This is a genomic window from Klebsiella sp. GB_Kp047, assembly GCF_040065235.1.
GTDB classification, from domain to species: domain Bacteria; phylum Pseudomonadota; class Gammaproteobacteria; order Enterobacterales; family Enterobacteriaceae; genus Klebsiella; species Klebsiella quasipneumoniae.
The window spans coordinates 1-23,121 of the sequence record NZ_JBEAJG010000038.1; the positions used below are offsets into that span (position 1 = coordinate 1).

Below are 23,121 nucleotides of genomic sequence, written 5' to 3' on the forward strand. Positions count from 1 at the left end.
CTGCCTGTCACGCAGGGGGTCGCGGGTTCGAGTCCCGTCCGTTCCGCCACTTATTTAACATTAAGCCTGCTCAGATAGCAGGCTTAGTGGTAAGAAAGCTTTAGGGGCGTAGTTCAATTGGTAGAGCACCGGTCTCCAAAACCGGGTGTTGGGAGTTCGAGTCTCTCCGCCCCTGCCATTTATAAGAATCCTTTGCTCAGGCAAAGGATTTTTTTTATCTCTACTATCCATCTGCAATATCCCTATTCAAAATACCTTGCTCCTCTCCGTCCATGGAGAGTACCGCTTATTCCAGGATAGGGCTTTTCAGGATCTCGTGGATCTGCGCCTGCTTATCGCTATTTTGTAACCAGATCGCATAGAGTGGGCGGGACAGCGTAGCGCTGTCCATGACCGTATGTAACCCATGCTTCTCTTTCGCCCAGCGAACAGGTAGCCAACAGCAGCCGCTCAGACGCGATAATTGCTGATAGATCAGTTCAGCTGAAGAGGTAGTGAGCAGCGGAACATCATCGCTTCCTATCAGACCCACTTCGTTTTGCTGAAAATCGGGCCCCCATTCAAGGCGCAAGTAGTTCAATTCATTTCTGTTTTTTGCAGGCGATGTGCAATACAGGGCAAGAGTAAAATTACCCAACAGCTGGCTGCTTAATTCATCCATCTTCGGCGATTCGGTGGTGATCAGCAGATCCAACTGGCGTTCGTGAAGCTGTTTAACCAGCGACTGCCGCTGCGCGATACGCGCTTCAAACTGGAGATTGTAAGGTGCGCTGTAGAGGGTGCCGAGCCAGCCGTTAAGCATGCATTCCCACAGCGAGGCGCTGGCCCCGATGGAGAATTCATTATGTCGCGAAGAGTGTGCGACCTCCTTGCGCGCAGCCTGCCAGGTATTCATTAGCGTTTCGGCGTAGGGCAGGAGCTTTTCTCCGGCCGTCGTCAGGCGAATGTTATTACGATGTCGGGTGAACAGGTTCACACCAAGTTGATTTTCCAGCTGACGAATACGAAAGCTGACCGCTGACTGCGTCAGGTAAAGCGCCTCTGCTGCTCGCCCAAAGTGACGAGTTCTGCTCACTTCCAGGAAAGTCTTGAGCAATTCCGTATCCACACCGTTCTCCACAAAATTATTTGTCGTGATGATTTAAATGTTTTGTTTGACGCTCTGTCAAGCGTAACTAATACTCCGCGCCATAAATAGCTCGGCCAAAGAATCAGGAGCGTGTAGGATGGCGGAAAGCTTTACGACGACTAATCGTTTTTTCGACAATAAAAATTATCCACGCGGGTTCTCCCGTCACGGTGATTTCACCATCAAAGAGGCGCAACTGCTGGAACGTCATGGTTATGCCTTTAACGAACTGGAACTGGGTAAACGCGAACCTGTTACCGATGATGAAAAACAGTTTGTCTCGGTGTGCCGTGGTGAGCGTGAGCCGGTAACGGAAGCAGAACGCGTATGGATTAAGTATATGGCGCGCATCAAGCGGCCGAAGCGTTTCCATACCCTTTCCGGCGGCAAACCGCAGATGGAAGGCGCTGACGATTACACCGAAAGCGATGACTAAGAAAAAAGGGCGTAAGCCCTTTTTTTACGCCATCATTTTCTGCAGATGGTTTAGCATCCGGTCTATCGCCCGATAGCTGAGCGCCTCCTGCAAATGACGGCGTTCAATCTCTTCAGCCTCTGCCAGATCGGCAATGGTTCTCGCCACCTTTAACAGACGCTGCCAGGCTCGAATAGAGAGCCCCAACTGCGTTAGCGTCTGTTCCAGCCAGACAGCGTCCTCCCGCCGTAAGTGGCAGCAGCTCTTCATTTCACGATTCTCAAGATGAGCATTGAGCTTATTTTGCCTGAGCATTTGCCGTTCGCGCGCCGCCAGCACCCGCTGCCGGACCGTTGCGCTAGACTCTTCGCCCTGCGTGCCCTGGCTCAGTATCCCTGGCGGCGGCAGCGGGATCTCTAAGGAGAGATCGAAGCGGTCAAGGAAGGGGCCTGACAGACGTCCCAGATAACGTAATGTCTGCTCAGGCGATGTACGATTATGTTTGCCCTGATAATGCCCTGTCGGGCTTGGGTTCATTGCCGCGATAAGCTGAAAGCGCGCCGGATAGTCAATTTTGGCGCGCGAGCGTGATATATGGATCTTGCCTGACTCAATGGGTTCGCGCAGCGCATCCAGTACACGCCGCTCAAACTCCGGCAGCTCATCAAGAAACAGCACGCCATTATGGGCCAGGGAAATCTCACCGGGGACCGGTATCGAGCCGCCGCCCACCATCGCTGCCAGCGAAGCGCTATGATGAGGTGCGCGAAACGGCCTCTGACGCCACCGGGTCTTCGCGGTATGCAGATTGACCAGGCTCTGAATGGCCGTGCTCTCCAGGGCTTCCTGATTGCTTAATGGCGGCAGGAGACCGGGTAGCCGGCTGGCAAGCATGGTTTTCCCGGTGCCGGGTGGGCCGATCAGGAGCAGGTTGTGACCCCCGGCGGCCACAATCTCCAGCGCTCGCTTGCCCTGCTGCTGGCCGATAACATCGCGCAGATCTTCGCCGCGTTCATCAACGGTGGGTGCCTCGGCGAGAGGCGGCGAAAGCGATGTCTGCCCCGCGAGAAAAGCACACACCTCCTGCAGATGGTCGGCGACCAGGCAATCGCTGCCGCCGATCAGGCCGACCTCAGCCGCATTATCAGAGGAGACGACGATGCGCCGGCCGGCTTTGATGGCTTCCATTGCGCTGGGGATCGCCCCTGGAACGCCGCGTAACCCACCTGTGAGGGCGAGTTCGCCCACAAACTCATATTGATTCAGTCGCGTCGTGTTGAGCTGCTCTGAGGCAACGAGAAGCGCGAGAGCGATAGGTAGATCGTATCGCCCGCCCTCTTTAGGCAGATCCGCTGGCGCCAGGTTAATGGTTATTTTCTTCGCAGGGAAAGCGTAGCCGCTGTTGATCAGGGCGCTGCGAACCCGGTCACGGGCCTCTTTCACGGTGGTCTCCGGCAGTCCGACCATAGTCAGGCCGGGCAGACCGTTGCTGAGATGAACCTCGACAGTAATCAATGGCGCTTCGATACCGAGCGCCGCGCGGGTATAGACGATGGCGAGCGACATAAAACCTCCTGGACCAGGCAGGATTATGGCTGACCTGTGTTAAAACGGGATCGGTAATAGTCAGAAGTTAGGACCATAAATCCATACTTTTCGCGCCATATTGTTACATTTAGCCGAAACTGGAAGTTCGCTCGCAAAACAGAGCGGCGTTGGGAAGGAGGGCGCAAAAGAGCGCGGCAGGCGAGAGAAAACTGAGTTTTTTTCATCTTCGAATTTTTTCATATAAAACAATTATTTTTGCTGAAACTGTTAGGCTGCTCAGCAACAGAGATATAAAAAAATCTTGTGTTTTATGTGATGTCTGTGGTACCTCTTTAGGTATTCCTTCGAACAAGAAGCCAGAAAGTACAGAAAATGACAGCCCTTCTACGAGTGATTAGCCTGGTCGTGATTAGCGTGGTGGTGATTATTATCCCACCGTGCGGGGCTGCACTTGGACGAGGAAAGGCTTAATAATCAAGCCTTAACGAACTAAGACCCCCGCACCGAAAGGTCCGGGGGTTTTTTTATAACTGAAATAACCTAAGCGAGGAGCAGATGATGACTTTTAGCATAAAATTCTGTTTCTCCCGATTTATGACGGGGAACTAACTATGAATGGCGCGCAGTGGGTGGTACATGCTTTGCGGACACAGGGGGTCGACACCGTTTTTGGCTATCCGGGTGGCGCAATTATGCCGGTTTACGATGCACTGTATGACGGCGGCGTGGAGCACCTGCTGTGCCGGCATGAGCAAGGGGCAGCCATGGCGGCCATTGGTTATGCGCGAGCAACCGGTAAAACCGGGGTATGTATCGCGACTTCCGGCCCGGGCGCAACCAACCTGATCACCGGCCTGGCGGACGCTTTGCTTGACTCCATCCCCATTGTCGCTATCACCGGCCAGGTGGCCGCACCCTTCATCGGCACGGATGCGTTCCAGGAGGTAGACGTTCTCGGTTTGTCACTGGCCTGTACTAAGCACAGTTTCCTCGTGCAGTCTCTGGACGAGTTGCCGCGGGTCATTGCTGAAGCTTTCCAGGTGGCAAACTCAGGCCGTCCAGGCCCGGTGCTGGTTGATATCCCTAAGGATATTCAGATGGCGCAGGGCGATCTCGATCCCCATTTCTCTATGGTCGCCGATGAGATGGCATTCCCGCAGGCGGAAGTGGCTCAGGCTCTGCAGATGCTGGCTCAATCGCAGCAACCGATGCTGTATGTTGGCGGCGGGGTCGGCATGGCGCAGGCGGTACCGGCGCTGCGCGAATTCCTCGCAGTGACCCGGATGCCGGCGACCTGCACCCTGAAAGGGCTGGGCGTGGTGGACGCCGATTACCCGTATTATCTCGGCATGCTGGGAATGCACGGCACCAAGGCGGCCAATCTGGCGGTACAGGAGTGCGATCTGCTGATTGCCGTCGGCGCGCGCTTTGACGATCGCGTGACCGGCAAGCTCAACACCTTCGCGCCGCATGCCAAAGTGATCCATATGGACATCGATCCGGCGGAGCTGAACAAGCTGCGCCAGGCGCACATTGGTCTGACCGGCGATCTGAACCGCTTGCTGCCGGCGCTGCAGCAGCCGTTAGCGATCGATGGCTGGCGCGAGCGGAGTGCCGCACTGCGTGCCGATCACGCCTGGCGTTACGATCATCCCGGTGAGGCTATCTACGCGCCGCTGCTGCTGAAACAGCTTTCCGACCGCAAGCCGGCGGACAGCGTGGTGACAACCGACGTAGGCCAGCATCAGATGTGGTCGGCTCAGCATATGACCTATAGCCGCCCGGAAAACTTCATCACCTCCAGCGGCTTAGGCACCATGGGCTTTGGCCTGCCGGCCGCCGTTGGTGCCCAGGTGGCGCGCCCTAACGATACGGTGATCTGTATCTCTGGTGACGGCTCCTTCATGATGAATGTGCAGGAGCTGGGCACCGTAAAACGCAAGCAGTTACCGCTGAAGATCGTATTACTCGACAACCAGCGGTTAGGGATGGTTCGACAATGGCAGCAGCTGTTTTTCCAGGAACGTTATAGCGAAACCACTCTGACTGATAACCCTGATTTCCTCACGCTGGCCAGCGCCTTCGGTATTCCTGGCCAACACATCACCCGTAAAGACCAGGTTGAAGCGGCACTCGACACCATGCTTTCGAGCCAGGGGCCATACCTGCTTCATGTCTCAATCGACGAACTTGAGAATGTCTGGCCGTTGGTGCCGCCCGGCGCCAGTAACTCTGAAATGCTGGAGAAATTATCATGATGCAACATCAGGTCGCTTTACAGGCACGTTTCAACCCGGAAACCTTAGAGCGCGTGCTGCGCGTTGTCCGTCACCGTGGTTTTCAAATCTGCGCAATGAACATGGAAACCGCAGCGGACGCACAGAACATAAATATCGAATTGACCGTTGCCAGCCCGCGGCCCGTCGAATTACTGTTTAGTCAATTAAGTAAACTGGTCGACGTTGCCTGCGTCGAGATCCAGCAACCCACATCACAACAAATCCGCGCCTGAGCGCAAAGGAAGAAAAATGACGACGAAAAAAGCTGATTACATCTGGTTCAATGGCGAGATGGTTCCGTGGGGCGAAGCGAAAGTTCATGTGATGTCCCATGCGCTGCACTATGGCACCTCGGTATTCGAAGGCATCCGTTGCTACGACTCGCACAAAGGCCCGGTGGTGTTCCGTCATCGCGAACATATGCAGCGTCTGCATGACTCAGCCAAAATTTATCGTTTCCCGGTCTCCCAGAGCGTCGACGAACTGATGGAAGCCTGCCGCGAAGTCATTCGCACTAATAATCTGACCAGCGCTTATATCCGCCCGCTGGTGTTTGTTGGCGATGTCGGCATGGGGGTAAACCCGCCTCCGGGTTACAACACTGACGTGATCATCGCGGCGTTCCCGTGGGGAGCCTACCTCGGCGCAGAAGCGCTGGAGCAGGGGATCGATGCCATGGTCTCTTCCTGGAACCGCGCGGCGCCGAACACCATCCCGACGGCGGCGAAAGCCGGCGGCAACTATCTCTCCTCGCTGCTGGTTGGCAGCGAAGCGCGTCGCCATGGCTACCAGGAAGGTATCGCCCTCGATGTTAACGGCTATATCTCTGAAGGCGCTGGCGAAAACCTGTTTGAAGTGAAGGACGGCGTGCTGTTCACTCCGCCGTTTACCTCTTCCGCGCTGCCGGGCATTACCCGCGACGCCATCATCAAGCTGGCGAAAGATCTCGGTATTGAAGTCCGCGAGCAGGTATTGTCCCGTGAATCCCTGTACCTGGCGGATGAAGTCTTCATGTCCGGCACCGCGGCGGAAATCACCCCGGTACGCAGCGTGGATGGCATCCAGGTCGGCGCAGGCCGTCGCGGTCCGGTCACCAAACGCATTCAGGAAGCCTTCTTTGGCCTCTTCACCGGTGAAACAGAAGATAAATGGGGCTGGTTGGATCCGGTAAGTAAGTAATTAAAAATGGGACGGCACGCACCGTCCCATTTAATAAACACAGATGGGAGTAAAAAGAGCATGCCTAAGTACCGTTCCGCCACCACCACACATGGCCGCAATATGGCGGGCGCCCGCGCGTTGTGGCGCGCAACCGGGATGACCGATGCCGATTTCGGCAAACCGATTATCGCCGTCGTTAACTCCTTTACCCAGTTTGTTCCTGGGCACGTGCACCTGCGCGACCTCGGCAAACTGGTTGCCGAGCAGATTGAAGCCGCCGGTGGCGTGGCCAAAGAATTCAACACCATCGCAGTGGATGATGGGATCGCCATGGGCCACGGGGGTATGCTCTATTCACTGCCATCCCGCGAGCTGATCGCCGACTCGGTGGAGTACATGGTTAACGCCCATTGTGCGGATGCGATGGTCTGTATCTCCAACTGCGACAAAATCACCCCGGGGATGCTGATGGCTTCCCTGCGCCTGAACATTCCGGTGATCTTTGTGTCCGGCGGCCCGATGGAAGCCGGGAAAACCAAGCTGTCAGATAAAATCATCAAGCTCGACCTGGTGGATGCGATGATCCAGGGGGCGGATCCGAAAGTGTCCGACGAGCAGAGTAATCAGGTGGAACGCTCCGCCTGTCCGACCTGCGGCTCCTGTTCCGGGATGTTCACCGCCAACTCCATGAACTGCCTGACCGAAGCGCTGGGCCTATCGCAGCCGGGTAACGGCTCTCTGCTGGCGACCCACGCCGATCGTAAGGAGCTGTTCCTTAACGCCGGGAAACGTATCGTTGAGCTGACCAAACGCTATTACGAGCAGGATGACGCTTCCGCGCTGCCGCGCAATATCGCCAGCAAGGCGGCCTTTGAGAACGCCATGACGCTGGATATCGCCATGGGCGGTTCCACCAACACCGTTCTGCATCTGCTGGCGGCGGCGCAGGAAGCTGAAATCGATTTCACCATGAGCGATATCGATAAGCTCTCCCGCAAAGTGCCGCAGCTGTGTAAGGTGGCGCCGAGCACGCAGAAATACCATATGGAAGATGTGCATCGCGCCGGCGGCGTGCTGGGCATTCTGGGCGAGCTGGACCGCGCCGGGCTGCTGAATCGCGAGGTTAAAAACGTCCTCGGCCTGACGCTGCCGCAGACCCTGGAACAGTACGATGTGATGGTCACCCAGGACGATGCGGTGAAAAAGATGTTCCGCGCCGGGCCGGCGGGCATCCGTACCACCCAGGCGTTCTCGCAAGACTGCCGCTGGGATACGCTGGATGACGATCGCGCCGAAGGCTGTATCCGTTCTCTGGAACACGCTTACAGCAAGGACGGCGGCCTGGCGGTACTGTACGGCAATTTCGCGGAAAACGGTTGTATCGTGAAAACCGCCGGCGTGGACGACAGCATCCTGAAATTTACCGGTCCGGCGAAAGTGTATGAGAGCCAGGACGATGCGGTTGAGGCCATCCTCGGCGGTAAAGTCGTTGAAGGCGACGTCGTGGTGATCCGCTACGAAGGGCCGAAAGGCGGGCCGGGGATGCAGGAGATGCTTTACCCCACCAGCTTCCTGAAGTCGATGGGGCTGGGCAAAGCCTGCGCGCTGATCACCGATGGCCGTTTCTCCGGCGGCACCTCAGGGCTCTCTATCGGTCACGTCTCACCGGAAGCGGCGAGCGGCGGCAACATTGCGCTCATTGAAGATGGCGACATGATCGCGATTGATATTCCGAACCGCAGCATCCAGCTGCAGCTGAGCGATGCGGAAATTGCGGCGCGTCGTGAAGCCCAGGAAGCGCGTGGCGACCAGGCGTGGACGCCGAAAAATCGCCAGCGTCAGGTCTCCTTTGCCCTTCGCGCCTACGCCAGCCTGGCGACCAGCGCCGACAAAGGCGCGGTTCGCGATAAATCGAAACTGGGTGGCTAATCATGGCGGATTCACAACCCCTGTCCGGTGCCCCTGAGGGCGCCGAATACCTGAGAGCAGTGCTGCGCGCGCCGGTTTATGAAGCGGTGCAGAAAACGCCGCTGCAAAAAATGGACAAACTCTCTTCTCGCCTGGATAACGTTATTCTGGTGAAGCGCGAAGATCGCCAACCGGTACACAGCTTTAAGCTGCGCGGCGCCTACGCGATGATGTCCAGCCTGACCGCGGAACAGAAATCCCACGGGGTGATCACCGCCTCGGCGGGCAATCATGCCCAGGGCGTGGCGTTCTCCGCATCGAGGCTGGGCGTTAAGGCGCTGATCGTGATGCCGGTAGCGACCGCCGACATCAAAGTGGATGCCGTTCGCGGCTTTGGCGGCGAAGTGCTGCTGCATGGCGCCAACTTTGACGAAGCGAAGGCGAGGGCGATTGAGCTGGCGCAGCAGCAGGGCTTTACCTGGGTGCCGCCGTTCGATCACCCGATGGTCATCGCCGGTCAGGGAACCCTGGCGCTGGAGCTGCTGCAGCAGGATGCCCACATCGACCGCGTGTTCGTCCCGGTGGGCGGCGGCGGCCTGGCGGCAGGCGTGGCGGTGCTGATCAAGCAGCTGATGCCGCAGATCAAAGTGATCGCGGTGGAAGCGGAAGATTCGGCCTGCCTGAAGGCGGCGCTGGACGCCGGTCATCCGGTGGACCTGCCGCGCGTCGGCTTGTTTGCCGAAGGCGTGGCGGTCAAACGCATCGGCGATGAAACCTTCCGTCTGTGCCAGGAGTATCTGGACGACATCATCACCGTCGACAGCGACGCTATTTGCGCGGCGATGAAGGATCTGTTCGAAGATGTGCGGGCGGTGGCAGAGCCTTCCGGCGCGCTGGCGCTGGCGGGGATGAAGAAATATGTCGCTCAGCACAATATTCGCGGCGAGCGACTGGCTCACATCCTGTCCGGGGCCAACGTCAACTTCCACGGTCTGCGCTACGTATCTGAGCGCTGCGAGCTCGGGGAACAGCGCGAAGCGCTGCTGGCGGTGACGATCCCGGAAGAGAAGGGCAGCTTTCTGAAGTTTTGCCAGCTACTGGGGGGCCGCTCGGTGACGGAGTTCAACTACCGCTTTGCCGATGCCAAAGACGCCTGTATTTTTGTGGGGGTACGTCTGAGTCGTGGGCTGGAGGAGCGGAAAGAGATCCTCCAGTTACTGAACGATGGCGGCTACAGCGTCGTTGACCTTTCCGATGATGAAATGGCCAAGCTCCATGTGCGCTATATGGTCGGCGGCCGACCGTCCAAAGCGCTGCAGGAGCGGCTGTTCAGCTTCGAGTTTCCGGAATCGCCGGGGGCGCTGCTGAAGTTCCTGCACACCCTCGGCACCCACTGGAATATTTCGCTGTTCCACTACCGTAGCCACGGCACCGACTATGGTCGGGTTTTGGCGGCCTTCGAGCTGGGCGAGCACGAGCCGGACTTTGAAACTCGTCTCAATGAGCTGGGCTATGAGTGCCACGACGAAACGCATAACCCGGCATTCCGCTTTTTCCTCGCGGGTTAGTGGTTGGGAAGAATTTTCCAGAAAGCATCAATAAGCGGCTCATGCAGCCGCTTTTTTTGTGCGCAAACGCCCAGCTCAAACGGCGTTTGCTCATCGCTGCGCTCCAGGATCATCACCCTGTTGCGTACCGGCTCCGGACTGTTCTCCAGCACCACCTCCGGCAGCAGCGCCACGCCGCATCCCAGGGCGACCATCGACACCATCGCTTCGTGCCCGCCGACGGTGGCGTAGATCGACGGATTGCTGATTTTATGCCGCCGAAACCACAGCTCGATGCGCCGACGTACCGGCCCCTGGTCGGCCATGATAAAGGGCACTGTCGACCAGTCGGGGCGCTCGACGGTCACCTGGTTGCGCACCGGGCAGGGAAGGGCCGGGGCAATTAACACCACGGCGAGGTTCTCCAGCATCGAAAACGCCACCGACCCTGGCAGAGTCTCCGGCTTACCGGCAATCGCCAGGTCGGCTTCGCCGGTGACCACCTTCTCCATGGCGTCGGCGGCGTCGCCGGTCGACAGCTTGATCTCCACCGAGGGGTGCGCGGCGCGAAAGCGGTCGAGGATCGGCGGCAGATGGCTATAGGCGGCGGTGACGGAGCAGAAGATGTGCAACTCGCCGGAGAGCGAAGGGCCCTGCTGATCGATGACGTGACGAAGCTGCTGATACTGCAGTAAAGTCTGTTGGGCAAAGGTACGTAACTCTTCCCCGGCTTCGGTAAGGGTCACCGTGCGATTATCTCGCACGAACAGCGGCTGGCCGAGGTCCTCTTCCAGACGCTGGATCTGGCGCGAAAGCGTCGACGGGCTGACATGCATGGCCCGCGCGCTGCGGCCAAAATGGCGGCTTTCCGCCAGATGCAGAAAGGTTTTCAGATCGCGTAAATCCACGGCGCGTACTCCCCGGTTTTGTATTTCATAAAATGCAACGTGACGTTGTGAATATATCAATTTCCGCAATAAAATTCCTGTCATATAGTAAGTTCATTCTCGCAAAAGCGAACCGAACAATAAGCACGACACAACATCACGGAGTTACAGACATGGCTAACTACTTTAATACACTGAACCTGCGCCAGCAGCTGGCACAGCTGGGCAAATGCCGCTTTATGGCGCGCGACGAATTCGCCGATGGCGCAAGCTACCTTCAGGGTAAAAAAGTGGTCATCGTCGGCTGCGGCGCGCAGGGCCTGAACCAGGGTCTGAACATGCGTGACTCCGGCCTGGATATCTCCTATGCGCTGCGCAAAGAAGCGATCGCCGAGAAGCGCGCCTCCTGGCGTAAAGCGACCGAAAACGGCTTCAAAGTCGGCACTTATGAAGAGCTGATCCCGCAGGCGGACCTGGTGGTTAACCTGACTCCGGACAAACAGCACTCTGACGTTGTGCGCTCCGTACAGCCGCTGATGAAAGACGGCGCGGCGCTGGGCTACTCCCACGGTTTCAACATCGTGGAAGTGGGCGAGCAGATCCGTAAAGACATCACCGTGGTGATGGTGGCGCCGAAGTGCCCGGGTACCGAAGTGCGTGAAGAGTACAAACGCGGTTTCGGCGTACCGACGCTTATCGCGGTACATCCGGAAAACGACCCGAAAGGCGAAGGCATGGCCATTGCGAAAGCATGGGCGGCGGCGACCGGCGGCCATCGTGCGGGCGTGCTGGAATCTTCCTTCGTTGCCGAAGTGAAATCTGACCTGATGGGCGAGCAGACCATCCTCTGCGGCATGCTGCAGGCGGGTTCTCTGCTGTGCTTCGACAAGCTGGTGGCGGAAGGTACCGATCCGGCGTATGCAGAAAAACTGATTCAGTTCGGCTGGGAAACCATCACCGAAGCGCTGAAGCAGGGCGGCATCACCCTGATGATGGATCGCCTCTCTAACCCGGCGAAACTGCGCGCTTATGCGCTCTCCGAGCAGCTGAAAGAGATTATGGCACCGCTGTTCCAGAAACACATGGACGACATCATTTCCGGCGAATTCTCCTCCGGTATGATGGCGGACTGGGCGAACGACGATAAGAAACTGCTGACCTGGCGTGAAGAGACTGGTAAAACCGCGTTCGAAACCGCGCCGCAGTGTGAAGGTAAAATCGGCGAGCAGGAGTACTTCGATAAAGGCGTTCTGATGATCGCGATGGTGAAAGCGGGCGTTGAGCTGGCCTTCGAAACCATGGTGGCCTCCGGCATCATCGAAGAGTCCGCTTACTACGAATCACTGCACGAGCTGCCGCTGATCGCCAATACTATTGCCCGTAAGCGTCTGTACGAGATGAACGTGGTTATCTCTGATACCGCTGAATATGGTAACTACCTGTTCTCTTACGCTTGCGTACCGCTGCTGAAAGAGTTCATGACCACCCTGCAGACTGGCGACCTGGGTACGGCGATTGCCGAAGGCGCGGTAGACAACGCTCAGCTGCGTGATGTTAACGAAGCCATTCGCAGCCACGCTATTGAGCAGGTTGGTAAGAAACTGCGCGGTTATATGACCGATATGAAACGTATCGCGGTAGCCGGCTAATTCCTCGTCGTCTTTCGACTTGCCGATGCGTTGGCTACGGTACGTACACCCCAGTCACATAGTAATCTATGTTCACGGGGATGTACTTCCTTGCCGCCTTCCGGCAAGCCGAAATCCATAGAGGAATGGATTTGTTTAATAGGCCTGATAAGCGAAGCGCCATCAGGCAAAAACCCGGAGATTAAGATCCCCGGGTTTTTTATTATTTCCGGTACAGCACTTTGATGATGTGGTAGCCGAACTGGGTATGCAGCGGGCCGGTTGGCTCCAGCACCGGGCAGGAGAAAACCACTTTATCGAACGCCGGCACCATCTGGCCCTGGCGGAACTCACCTAAATCACCGCCGCGTTTGCCTGATGGGCAAATGGAGTGCTTCTTCGCCAGCTTACCGAAGTCGGCGCCGTTTTTAATCTGCTCCAGAAGATCCAGAGCCAGTTTCTCTTCTTTAACAAGAATATGCAGTGCTGCTGCTGTTTTTGCCATGATCGTGCCTTGAATAGGTTGAGATAAATCGGGGCGCAATATACCACGCGTCAGCGGCGATAAAGCACCTTAATGATATGGTAGCCAAATTTGGTTTTTACCGGACCGTAGGGCTTGAGAAGTGGGCAGCTAAAGACCGCCTGATCGAATGGGCCGACCATCGCGCCTTGCTGAAACTCCCCCAGATCGCCGCCGTTACGCCCGGACGGGCATTTCGAATAGCGCTTTGCCAGATGATCGAAGCTGATGCCGCGTTCCAGTTTGGCAAGGATCTCCTGGGCCAGTTTCTCTTCTTTGACCAGGATATGCAGGGCTGCTGCGGTCTTTTTCATGGTTCTGCTCTACGGGTTAATCGCGATTTCTTCACTTTACCATCAGTCGGTAAATCTCGGCTCCGCTTTCTGCTACAATCGCCACCCCGTTCGAAGATTGAGCAAGACTCCCATGCGTTTAAACCCTGGCCAACAACAAGCCGTCGAATTTGTAACCGGACCTTGCCTGGTGCTGGCGGGCGCCGGCTCCGGTAAGACCCGCGTGATCACCAATAAAATCGCCCACCTGATCCGCGGCTGCGGCTATCAGGCGCGCCATATCGCGGCCGTGACCTTTACCAACAAAGCCGCGCGCGAGATGAAAGAGCGCGTTGGGCAAACGCTGGGGCGCAAAGAGGCACGCGGGCTGATGATTTCCACCTTCCACACTCTGGGGCTGGATATCATCAAGCGGGAATACGCCGCGCTGGGCATGAAGTCTAACTTCTCCTTATTCGACGATACTGACCAGGTGGCGCTGCTCAAAGAGCTGACCGAAGGGTTGATCGAAGATGACAAAGTGGTGCTCCAGCAGTTGATCTCGACGATCTCCAACTGGAAAAACGATCTGAAAACCCCGGCGCAGGCCGCCGCGGGTGCGAAAGGCGAACGGGATCGCATCTTCGCCCACTGCTATGGGCTGTACGATGCGCATATGAAGGCCTGCAATGTCCTCGATTTTGACGATCTGATCCTGCTGCCGACGCTGCTGCTGCAGCGCAACGAGGAGGTGCGCGAACGCTGGCAGAATAAGATCCGCTACCTGCTGGTGGATGAGTATCAGGATACCAACACCAGCCAGTATGAGCTGGTGAAGCTGCTGGTGGGCCAGCGGGCGCGTTTTACCGTGGTAGGCGACGATGACCAGTCGATCTACTCGTGGCGCGGCGCGCGGCCGCAGAACCTGGTGCTGCTCAGCCAGGACTTCCCGGCGCTGCAGGTTATCAAGCTTGAGCAGAACTATCGCTCCTCCGGGCGTATTCTGAAAGCCGCTAACATTCTGATCGCCAATAACCCGCACGTTTTTGAAAAGCGGCTGTTCTCTGAGCTGGGATATGGCGCTGAGCTGAAAGTGCTCTCCGCCAACAATGAAGATCATGAAGCGGAGCGCGTGGCCGGGGAGCTGATCGCCCACCACTTCATTAATAAAACCAATTACAAAGACTACGCGATCCTTTATCGCGGCAATCACCAGTCGCGGGTCTTTGAAAAGATGCTGATGCAGAACCGCATCCCGTACAAAATCTCCGGCGGCACGTCGTTCTTCTCGCGCCCGGAAATTAAAGATCTGCTGGCCTATCTGCGCGTGCTGACCAACCCGGACGACGACAGCGCCTTCCTGCGTATCGTGAATACACCGAAGCGCGAGATCGGCCCGGCGACGCTGCAAAAGCTCGGTGAGTGGGCGATGGGCCGCAACAAAGGATTGTTCACCGCCAGCTTTGATATGGGTCTCAGCCAGACGCTGACCGGGCGCGGGTATGAATCACTCACCCGCTTCACCCACTGGCTGCGTGAGATCCAGCAGCTGGCCGAACGCGAGCCGGTCAACGCCGTGCGCGACTTGATCCGCGGAATTGACTACGAATCCTGGCTGTATGAAACTTCGCCCAGCCCGAAGGCCGCAGAAATGCGCATGAAAAACGTCAACCAGCTGTTCACCTGGATGACCGAGATGCTGGAAGGCAGCGAAATCGATGAGCCAATGACCCTGACGCAGGTGGTCACCCGCTTTACGCTGCGCGACATGATGGAGCGCGGTGAATCGGATGAAGAGCTGGATCAGGTGCAGCTGATGACCCTTCATGCCTCAAAAGGGCTGGAGTTCCCGTATGTTTACCTGGTGGGAATGGAAGAGGGATTGCTCCCGCACCAGAGCAGCATTGATGAAGATAATGTCGATGAAGAGCGCCGGTTAGCCTACGTGGGCATCACCCGCGCGCAGAAAGAGCTGACCTTTACGCTCTGTAAGGAGCGCCGGCAGTATGGTGAGGTGGTGCGCCCGGAACCGAGCCGTTTTCTGCTGGAGCTACCCCAGGACGATCTGATTTGGGAGCAGGCGCGCAAAGTGATTACCGCTGAAGAGCGAATGCATAAAGGACAGGCTAACGTGGCGAACATTCGCGCCATGCTGGCAAAAGCTAAAGAGAAAGGATAGCGATAAGCTGGCCGGGTAAGGCGAAGCCGCCGCCCGGCAATGTTCAGCGTATTACTTCACCTCAAGCACCCAGTGCACATAGCTCTGCCACTGGCATTCCTGTTCGATCAGCTCAGCCCCAAGCGGGTGATTATCCAGCCAGTTTTCCGGCAGCGTCAGGGACAGTTTTTCATCATCGGCCACAAGATTGATGGCGGGCAGCAAATCGTCACGCCGCCGGCTGGCAAAGAGGATCGCCAGTCGCAGCAGGCGACAAAGATGTTCGGCAACTCGCGGCGGGACGGCATTCTGCTGATGAAGCGATGAGAGGTCGATGGCGTTAGTCTGGTTAAGCAGCAGCGTCGCAATCAGCTTCTTCTGCGCCGGGGTAAAGCCGGGCAGGTCGAGATTATTGACCAGATAGGCCGCGTGCTGCGGCGCGCGCTTAAAATCCACGCTCAGGCCAATTTCATGCAATGCACAGGCGCTGAGGAGCAAGTCGCGGCTTAGCGGATCCAGCTCCCAGCTGCCGTCCAGCTGGCTGAGCAGGTGGCTGGCGAGACCAGCGACGCGCTGGGCCTGTTCGGTGTCGATCATAAAACGACGCTGAATATTACGCAGAGTGCGGCTGCGGATGTCCTGTTCAACGGAGAGATGCAGCATGCCGTACACCAGACCTTCACGTAACGCGCCGCCCGCGAGGGTCATACACTGAATATTCAGTTCGCTGAAGATAGCGATAAGGATCGCCAGCCCGCTTGGAAACACCAGCGCTCGCTCAAGGGTTAAGCCTTCGATCTCCAGCTCTTCCAGGCGTCCGCACTGAATGGCGCGCTGTTTAAGCTGCTGGAGTTTGGTCAGGGTGATCCGCTCATCCATCCCCTGCGCCATCATAATTTCCTGCAGAGCCTGAACGGTGCCGGAGGCGCCAACGCACACTTTCCATCCGTGATAGCGCAGCACATCGGCGACGGGCAGCAGCACCTCACGCGCGGCCGCCTCGGCAAGATCGAAATTTTCTTTCGTCAGGCTGCGATCGGCGAAATAGCGTTCAAGCCAGGTCACACAGCCCATCGACAGGCTAAATAGCGAGGTCGTTTGCGCGCCGGTTCCGGTCACCAGTTCGGTGCTGGCGCCGCCGATATCGACCACCAGACGCTGATCGGCGCCGCCGGTGGTGTGGGCGACCCCCTGATAAATCAGACGCGCTTCTTCTTCGCCACTAATGACCTGTACCGGACTGCCGAGGATCTCCTGCGCTTTCGCCAGAAATTCGCCGGCATTGACGGCAAGACGCAGCGTGGCGGTGGCCACGACGCGGATTTGCGCCGGCGGAATATCCTGCAGGCGTTCGGCAAACAGGCGTAAGCACTGCCAGCCGCGCTCCATCGCTTCTGCGGAGAGTGTATTGTCGCTATTCAGGCCGGCGGCAAGACGGACTTTGCGCTTAATGCGGCTCAGCGTCTGGATACTGCCAGCCACCTCGCGCACCACCAACATATGAAAACTGTTGGAACCTAAATCAATGGCGGCATACAGCGAGGTGGAGCTCATGCTCTTCATCGTTCAGAAGGCTCCCTGGTCGACGGGGCGCTTGTGCCCAATCCGTGTAACTGAGCGGGTTGCCGGGGAAGCGCGCCCTGGCACATTCTGAATGATTGAGCGTATAGCATAGATTTCTTAACCTGAACGACGACGATTGCGCGGTGGACCGTTGCGGCGCGGGCCGTTGCCTGGGCGAGCACGGGTCAGGCGCAGCGGCTTCGGCAGATCGGTCATCAGCGCGTCCGGGTTGTACTTGCTGACCGGAATTGAGTGACCAATATAGGTTTCGATAGCCGGCAGGTTCAGCGCATACTCTTCGCAGGCGAGGCTGATGGAGTGACCGCTGGCGCCAGCGCGACCGGTACGGCCAATGCGGTGAACGTAATCTTCGCAATCGTCTGGTAGATCGTAGTTAAAGACGTGGGTCACGGCCGGAATGTGCAAGCCACGAGCGGCAACGTCAGTCGCGACCAGGATATCGAGGTCGCCGCGGGTAAATTCTTCGAGAATACGCAGACGTTTTTTCTGCGCCACGTCGCCGGTCAGCAGACCTACGCGATGGCCGTCGGCGGCGAGATGGCCCCAGATATCTTCACAACGATGCTTGGTATTGGCGAAGACGATGGCGCGATCGGGCCACTCTTCTTCCAGCAGCGTCTGCAGCAGACGCATTTTTTCTTCGTTGGACGGGTAGAAGAGCTCTTCTTTAATACGGTGGCCCGTTTTCTGTTCCGGCTCGACTTCAACGTACTCGGCGTTGTTCATTTGTTCGAACGCCAGTTCGCGTACGCGATAGGAAAGGGTCGCGGAGAACAGCATGTTCAGACGCTGAGTGGCCGGCGGCATGCGGCGGAACAGCCAGCGGATATCTTTAATAAAGCCGAGATCGTACATGCGATCGGCTTCGTCCAGCACGACGACCTGAATGGCGCCGAGGTTAATGTGGTTTTGCTTCGCGTAATCGATCAGACGACCGGTGGTGCCGATCAGAATATCGACGCCGCTTTCCAGCACTTTCAGCTGCTTATCGTAGCCGTCGCCGCCGTAAGCCAGACCCAGCTTCAGACCGGTGGCCTGCGCCAGCGGTTCAGCGTCCGCGTGGATCTGTACCGCCAGTTCACGCGTCGGCGCCATAATCAGCGCGCGCGGCTGGTTTACCTGGCGATCGGCGATAGCCGGGTGAGAGAGAAGATAATGAAACGTCGACGTCAGGAACGCCATCGTTTTACCGGTACCGGTTTGCGCCTGCCCGGCGACATCGCGGCCTTCCAGCGTCAGCGGAAGGGCGAGGGCCTGAATAGGTGTGCAATTATGAAACCCTTTCTTTTCAAGGGCTTCAATGACTGCCGGGTGCAGGGCGAAGTCGGAAAACTTCTGTTCTGTTAAATGTGTTTTGCTCATAGTGTGGTAGAATATCAGCTAACTATTGCATTAAGAAAGCGTATCCGGTGAAATAACGTCAACCTTTCGTTGGCGGTGTGCGAAATTATTCAAGGTACGTCTACGGTAACTGAACGAATCCAGGATAGCTTAGACCACTAAGCGAGTCGGGAGCGATAAATCTGCAGCATGCAGTTCGCGTTCGGGCAACCCTGGCGTCAAAAGGTGGGTCCATGATGGATCGCGCCAGTTGGCAGACCAGAGAATTGAGGTATCCTGAAGAATAGCGTGCATAACGTAGCTGCAGCGCGTCGTTGATGGCTACGACACCAACACACCAGGCTTATTCCTGTGGAGTTAAATATGAGCGATAAAATTATTCACCTGACTGACGACAGTTTTGACACGGACGTACTCAAGGCTGACGGGCTAACCCTCGTCGATTTCTGGGCAGAGTGGTGTGGTCCGTGCAAAATGATCGCCCCGATTCTGGATGAGATCGCTGAAGAGTATCAGGGCAAACTGACCGTAGCTAAGCTGAACATCGACCAGAACCCGGGTACCGCGCCGAAGTACGGCATTCGCGGCATCCCAACCCTGCTGCTGTTCAAAAACGGCGAAGTGGCGGCCACCAAAGTTGGCGCCCTGTCCAAGGGTCAGCTGAAAGAGTTCCTCGACGCCAACCTGGCGTAAGCGAATTGCTGTTCCGGCGTCCAGATTCCTATTTTTTGCGGAACTCTGGACGCCCGGCTGGAGTCGTGCTAAGTTAATCCACAGACTTCGTTTTAAACATACCTTGTTTGAATCTTGTTTTACCCGAAGCATCCCGCAAAAAAATGCGCGTGAAGCTATTAATTCCGGGCTTTTCACTCATTCCGTCTAGTCGTTTCAGTTCTGCGTTCTTTCCTGTGACCAGGCAACGTACAGACACGAGATGAAGGCCGTTAACAGGCATGGAAGTTCCTGCCATACCATTCACAACATTAAGTTCGAGATTTACCCCGAGTTTAAGAACCCACACCACTATGAATCTTACCGAATTAAAGAATACGCCGGTTTCTGAGCTGATTACTCTCGGCGAAAATATGGGGCTGGAAAATCTGGCTCGTATGCGTAAGCAGGATATTATTTTTGCCATCCTCAAGCAGCATTCGAAGAGTGGCGAAGATATCTTTGGCGACGGCGTACTGGAGATACTGCAGGATGGATTTGGATTCCTCCGCTCCGCAGACAGCTCCTACCTCGCCGGCCCTGACGACATCTACGTATCCCCCAGCCAAATCCGCCGTTTCAACCTCCGCACTGGTGACACCATTTCCGGTAAGATTCGTCCTCCGAAAGAGGGTGAGCGTTACTTTGCGCTGCTGAAAGTTAACGAAGTTAACTACGACAAGCCGGAAAACGCCCGTAACAAGATCCTGTTCGAGAACTTAACGCCGCTGCACGCGAATTCTCGTCTGCGTATGGAGCGTGGTAACGGTTCTACCGAAGACTTAACCGCTCGCGTACTGGATCTGGCTTCCCCGATTGGCCGCGGCCAGCGTGGTCTGATCGTCGCGCCGCCGAAAGCCGGTAAAACCATGCTGCTGCAGAACATCGCGCAGAGCATCGCTTACAACCATCCGGACTGCGTGCTGATGGTGCTGCTAATCGACGAACGTCCGGAAGAAGTGACCGAGATGCAGCGTCTGGTCAAAGGTGAAGTCGTTGCTTCCACCTTCGACGAACCGGCATCCCGTCACGTTCAGGTTGCTGAGATGGTTATCGAGAAAGCGAAACGTCTGGTTGAACACAAGAAAGACGTTATCATCCTGCTCGACTCCATTACCCGTCTGGCGCGCGCCTACAACACCGTGGTCCCGGCTTCCGGTAAAGTGCTGACCGGTGGTGTGGACGCTAACGCCCTGCACCGTCCGAAGCGTTTCTTCGGCGCAGCGCGTAACGTTGAAGAGGGCGGTAGCCTGACCATCATCGCCACGGCGCTGATCGACACTGGCTCCAAAATGGATGAAGTTATCTACGAAGAGTTTAAAGGCACCGGTAACATGGAGCTGCACCTCTCTCGTAAGATTGCTGAAAAACGCGTCTTCCCGGCTATCGATTACAACCGTTCCGGTACGCGTAAAGAAGAGCTGCTCACCACTCAGGAAGAGCTGCAGAAAATGTGGATCCTGCGCAAAATTATCCATCCGATGGGTGAGATCGACGCGATGGAATTCCTCATTAATAAACTGGCAATGACTAAGACGAATGATGACTTCTTCGATATGATGAAGCGCTCGTAAGGTAAAAAAAGCCAGAAACGCCACGCCTTTGCGTGGCGTTTTCATTTTGGGATTTGTATGATCCAGAGACAGAGAAAGCGGGACGAAAGTTGTCGTATAATGGCGCCGGACAGCAGGCGGAGACAGCTTTAACAGACTAAAATCTATACAATAAATTTGTAATGTTCTGCTTTTCCCCTTCTGGAGTTGGGGCATCATCGCTATACTTCCCGGATTAACTATGCTGAGAGCACATGCGTTGTGAATTTACTCACTGCTATTACTGAATTAATCAGTATTTTCTTATTCACGACCCTCTTTATTTTTGTCGCGCGGAAAGTGGCAAAAAAGATTGGGTTAGTGGATAAACCAAACTATCGCAAACGGCATCAGGGGTTGATTCCGTTGGTCGGTGGTATCTCAGTTTATGCAGGCATCTGTTTTACCTTCGCTATCGCCGATTATTATATTCCTCACGCCTCGCTGTATCTGGCCTGTGCGGGGGTATTGGTGCTGGTTGGTGCGCTGGACGATCGCTTTGACATCAGCGTGAAAATTCGCGCGGTCATTCAGGCCGCGATCGCCGTGATTATGATGATGGCAGGGAATCTGCATCTGAGTAGTCTGGGCTTTATTTTTGGCTCGTGGGAGCTGGTGCTGGGGCCCTTCGGCTTCTTCCTTACTCTGTTTGCCGTCTGGGCCGCCATCAATGCGTTTAATATGGTCGATGGGATTGACGGTCTGCTCGGCGGCCTGTCATCGGTCTCCTTTGCGGCGACCGGGATCATCCTTTGGTTTGATGGCCAGTACAGCCTGGCGATGTGGTGTTTTGCGATGATCGCCGCCATTCTGCCCTATATTCTTCTTAATCTTGGCGCCCTCGGCCGCCGCTATAAAGTTTTTATGGGTGACGCCGGCAGCACCATGATTGGCTTCACCATCATCTGGATCCTGCTGGAAACCACCCAAGGTAAAACGCATCCCATCAGCCCGGTCACTGCGCTGTGGATTATCGCTATCCCGTTGATGGATATGGTGGCGATTATGTATCGCCGCCTGCGTAAAGGCATGAGTCCTTTCTCACCGGACCGGCAGCATATTCATCATTTGATCATGCGCGCCGGGTTTACTTCCCGCCAGGCGTTCGTCCTGATTACCCTGGCCGCTGCCCTGCTGGCGCTGGTTGGCGTCGCGGCGGAATATACCCGCATTGTGCCGGAATGGGTGATGTTAATTCTCTTTTTGGTGGCCTTCTTCCTTTATGGCTACTGTATTAAGCGCGCCTGGAAAGTGGCGCGTCTGGTTAAGCGCATCAGACGCAGAATTCGGCGACACAGCGGCAATAATCCGAAACTAACCAAGTAAAGCTGGGGATGTGATGACTCAACCATTACCGGGAGCACAAGCAGTGAACGTTGAGAACGAACTGGATATTCGCGGGCTGTTTCGCGCTTTATGGGCAGGAAAAGGCTGGATAGTCGGCGGCGCTGTTCTCTTCGCCGCTATCGTGTTGGTGTACACCTTCTTTGCTCGCCAGGAGTGGAGCGCCACGGCGATCACCGATCGGCCTACTGTCAACATGTTGGGGGGGTACTATTCCCAGCAGCAGTTCTTACGCAATCTGGATATCAAAGCCGACCTGGCCTCGGTGGATCAGCCTTCCGCCATGGATGAAGCGTATAAAGAGTTCATCATGCAGCTGGCCTCCTGGGACACCCGGCGTGATTTCTGGCTGCAAACGGACTACTACAAGCAGCGCCAGTCGGGTAATGCTCGCGCCGATGCGGCGATGCTGGATGATTTGATTAACAATATCCAGTTTATGCCCGGCGATGCGGCCAAGAGCGTCAATGACAGCGTCAAACTGACTGCCGAGACTGGGCAGGATGCCAATAATTTGCTGCGCCAGTATGTGGCTTTCGCCAGCCAGCGGGCGGCCGGCCATCTTAACGACGAACTCAAAGGCGCCTGGGCGGCGCGGACGGTGCAAATGAAGGCGCAGGTGAAGCGCCAGGAGGAGGTGGCCGAGGCTATTTTCAACCGCCGGACCCACAGCGTGGAGCAAGCGCTGAAGGTCGCTCAGCAGCATAACATCTCACGCAGCGAAACGGATGTTCCTGCCGATCAGTTGCCGGATTCAGAGCTATTTTTATTGGGCAGGCCGATGCTGCAGGCCAGACTGGAAAACCTGCAGGCCGTCGGACCGGAATATGACCTCGATTACGACCAGAATCGCGCCATGCTGAGCACGTTGAACGTCGGTCCAACGTTGGACCCGCGTTTTCAGACTTACCGGTATTTGCGAACGCCGGAAGAACCTGTAAAACGCGATAGCCCGCGCCGTGTATTTCTGATGGTGATGTGGGGGATTGTGGGTGCGCTCATCGGCGCAGGCGTGGCGTTATCGCGTCGTCGTGTCCTGTGATTGCGGCCTGTGGTGAAGGGCAGATGACCTTCATCGCCTAATCGAAGAGAAT

The 23,121-nt window shown here is 56.4% G+C and carries 20 protein-coding genes and 1 tRNA gene; 14 read left to right on the forward strand and 7 right to left on the reverse strand.

The window, feature by feature from the left end; translation table 11 throughout:
• The first annotated feature begins 102 nt into the window (after positions 1 to 102).
• Positions 103 to 178: transfer RNA gene (locus ABLV76_RS16990), tRNA-Trp, on the forward strand.
• 108 nt (positions 179 to 286) lie between these two features.
• Here ABLV76_RS16990 and hdfR read toward each other — a convergent pair.
• Entirely contained in the window at positions 287 to 1,108 is an 822-nt protein-coding gene (gene hdfR, locus ABLV76_RS16995) for an HTH-type transcriptional regulator HdfR (protein WP_004886879.1), read from the reverse strand.
• 118 nt (positions 1,109 to 1,226) lie between these two features.
• Between hdfR and ABLV76_RS17000 the strand changes: the two genes are divergently transcribed.
• Positions 1,227 to 1,565 (forward strand): DUF413 domain-containing protein, encoded by a 339-nt coding sequence (locus tag ABLV76_RS17000; RefSeq protein WP_004886877.1) that lies wholly within the window; start codon positions 1,227 to 1,229, stop codon positions 1,563 to 1,565.
• Positions 1,566 to 1,589: 24 nt separating this feature from the next.
• Here the strand turns inward: ABLV76_RS17000 and ABLV76_RS17005 are convergent, their stop codons facing one another.
• Positions 1,590 to 3,110 (reverse strand): YifB family Mg chelatase-like AAA ATPase, encoded by a 1,521-nt coding sequence (locus tag ABLV76_RS17005; RefSeq protein ID WP_023319436.1) that lies wholly within the window; start codon positions 3,108 to 3,110, stop codon positions 1,590 to 1,592.
• Positions 3,111 to 3,464: 354 nt separating this feature from the next.
• Between ABLV76_RS17005 and ilvL the strand changes: the two genes are divergently transcribed.
• The 6 genes from ilvL (at position 3,465) to ilvA (ending at position 10,008) form a co-directional block, all read left to right on the forward strand.
• Positions 3,465 to 3,563, forward strand: coding sequence for an ilv operon leader peptide (ilvL, locus tag ABLV76_RS17010; protein ID WP_001311244.1), 99 nt, complete (start codon positions 3,465 to 3,467; stop codon positions 3,561 to 3,563).
• A 140-nt stretch (positions 3,564 to 3,703) separates the two neighbouring features.
• On the forward strand, positions 3,704 to 5,350 hold the full coding sequence (gene ilvG, locus ABLV76_RS17015; RefSeq protein ID WP_023319437.1) for an acetolactate synthase 2 catalytic subunit: 1,647 nt from the start codon (positions 3,704 to 3,706) through the stop codon (positions 5,348 to 5,350).
• Positions 5,347 to 5,604, forward strand: a complete 258-nt coding sequence (ilvM, locus tag ABLV76_RS17020; protein WP_004886870.1) for an acetolactate synthase 2 small subunit — start codon at positions 5,347 to 5,349, stop codon at positions 5,602 to 5,604. Before ilvG ends, ilvM begins: the two co-directional genes overlap by 4 nt.
• 16 nt (positions 5,605 to 5,620) lie before the next feature.
• Positions 5,621 to 6,550, forward strand: coding sequence for a branched-chain-amino-acid transaminase (ilvE, locus tag ABLV76_RS17025; protein WP_002883171.1), 930 nt, complete (start codon positions 5,621 to 5,623; stop codon positions 6,548 to 6,550).
• A 60-nt stretch (positions 6,551 to 6,610) separates the two neighbouring features.
• On the forward strand, positions 6,611 to 8,461 hold the full coding sequence (gene ilvD / locus ABLV76_RS17030) for a dihydroxy-acid dehydratase (protein WP_002883173.1): 1,851 nt from the start codon (positions 6,611 to 6,613) through the stop codon (positions 8,459 to 8,461).
• 2 nt (positions 8,462 to 8,463) lie between these two features.
• Positions 8,464 to 10,008: a threonine ammonia-lyase, biosynthetic gene (gene ilvA, locus ABLV76_RS17035; protein WP_017899412.1), complete on the forward strand. Its 1,545-nt coding sequence runs from the start codon at positions 8,464 to 8,466 to the stop codon at positions 10,006 to 10,008.
• Here ilvA and ilvY read toward each other — a convergent pair.
• The gene (gene ilvY, locus ABLV76_RS17040; protein ID WP_002883176.1) at positions 10,005 to 10,895 is read right to left on the reverse strand and encodes an HTH-type transcriptional activator IlvY; all 891 of its coding nucleotides are present in this window, start codon (positions 10,893 to 10,895) and stop codon (positions 10,005 to 10,007) included. The genes ilvA and ilvY overlap by 4 nt on opposite strands.
• A gap of 152 nt (positions 10,896 to 11,047) precedes the next feature.
• Here ilvY and ilvC point away from each other — a divergent pair, with 152 nt between their 5' ends.
• Positions 11,048 to 12,523, forward strand: coding sequence for a ketol-acid reductoisomerase (gene ilvC / locus ABLV76_RS17045; RefSeq protein ID WP_348878400.1), 1,476 nt, complete (start codon positions 11,048 to 11,050; stop codon positions 12,521 to 12,523).
• A gap of 202 nt (positions 12,524 to 12,725) precedes the next feature.
• Here the strand turns inward: ilvC and ppiC (ABLV76_RS17050) are convergent, their stop codons facing one another.
• On the reverse strand, positions 12,726 to 13,007 hold the full coding sequence (ppiC, locus tag ABLV76_RS17050) for a peptidylprolyl isomerase PpiC (protein WP_004886861.1): 282 nt from the start codon (positions 13,005 to 13,007) through the stop codon (positions 12,726 to 12,728).
• A 50-nt stretch (positions 13,008 to 13,057) separates the two neighbouring features.
• Positions 13,058 to 13,339, reverse strand: coding sequence for a peptidylprolyl isomerase PpiC (ppiC, locus tag ABLV76_RS17055; RefSeq protein WP_004886860.1), 282 nt, complete (start codon positions 13,337 to 13,339; stop codon positions 13,058 to 13,060).
• Positions 13,340 to 13,451: 112 nt separating this feature from the next.
• Here ppiC (ABLV76_RS17055) and rep point away from each other — a divergent pair, with 112 nt between their 5' ends.
• Entirely contained in the window at positions 13,452 to 15,476 is a 2,025-nt protein-coding gene (rep, locus tag ABLV76_RS17060) for a DNA helicase Rep (protein ID WP_004886858.1), read from the forward strand.
• A 51-nt stretch (positions 15,477 to 15,527) separates the two neighbouring features.
• On the opposite strand, the gene gppA is transcribed toward rep, so the two are convergent.
• The gene (gppA, locus tag ABLV76_RS17065; RefSeq protein WP_023319439.1) at positions 15,528 to 17,018 is read right to left on the reverse strand and encodes a guanosine-5'-triphosphate,3'-diphosphate diphosphatase; all 1,491 of its coding nucleotides are present in this window, start codon (positions 17,016 to 17,018) and stop codon (positions 15,528 to 15,530) included.
• A gap of 117 nt (positions 17,019 to 17,135) precedes the next feature.
• Complete coding sequence (rhlB, locus tag ABLV76_RS17070; protein ID WP_002883222.1) at positions 17,136 to 18,401, reverse strand: ATP-dependent RNA helicase RhlB; 1,266 nt, start codon at positions 18,399 to 18,401, stop codon at positions 17,136 to 17,138.
• Between the two features lie 342 nt (positions 18,402 to 18,743).
• On the opposite strand from rhlB, the gene trxA reads away from it, so the two are divergent.
• The 4 genes from trxA (at position 18,744) to wzzE (ending at position 23,069) form a co-directional block, all read left to right on the forward strand.
• Positions 18,744 to 19,073, forward strand: a complete 330-nt coding sequence (gene trxA, locus ABLV76_RS17075; protein WP_002883224.1) for a thioredoxin TrxA — start codon at positions 18,744 to 18,746, stop codon at positions 19,071 to 19,073.
• Positions 19,074 to 19,405: 332 nt separating this feature from the next.
• Positions 19,406 to 20,665: a transcription termination factor Rho gene (gene rho / locus ABLV76_RS17080; protein ID WP_002883293.1), complete on the forward strand. Its 1,260-nt coding sequence runs from the start codon at positions 19,406 to 19,408 to the stop codon at positions 20,663 to 20,665.
• Positions 20,666 to 20,905: 240 nt separating this feature from the next.
• Positions 20,906 to 22,009 carry a UDP-N-acetylglucosamine--undecaprenyl-phosphate N-acetylglucosaminephosphotransferase gene (wecA, locus tag ABLV76_RS17085; protein ID WP_004886849.1) on the forward strand — a complete coding sequence of 368 codons (1,104 nt, stop codon included), beginning with the start codon at positions 20,906 to 20,908 and terminating at the stop codon, positions 22,007 to 22,009.
• 13 nt (positions 22,010 to 22,022) lie between these two features.
• Positions 22,023 to 23,069 carry an ECA polysaccharide chain length modulation protein gene (wzzE, locus tag ABLV76_RS17090; protein WP_004886846.1) on the forward strand — a complete coding sequence of 349 codons (1,047 nt, stop codon included), beginning with the start codon at positions 22,023 to 22,025 and terminating at the stop codon, positions 23,067 to 23,069.
• Positions 23,070 to 23,121: the final 52 nt, after the last annotated feature.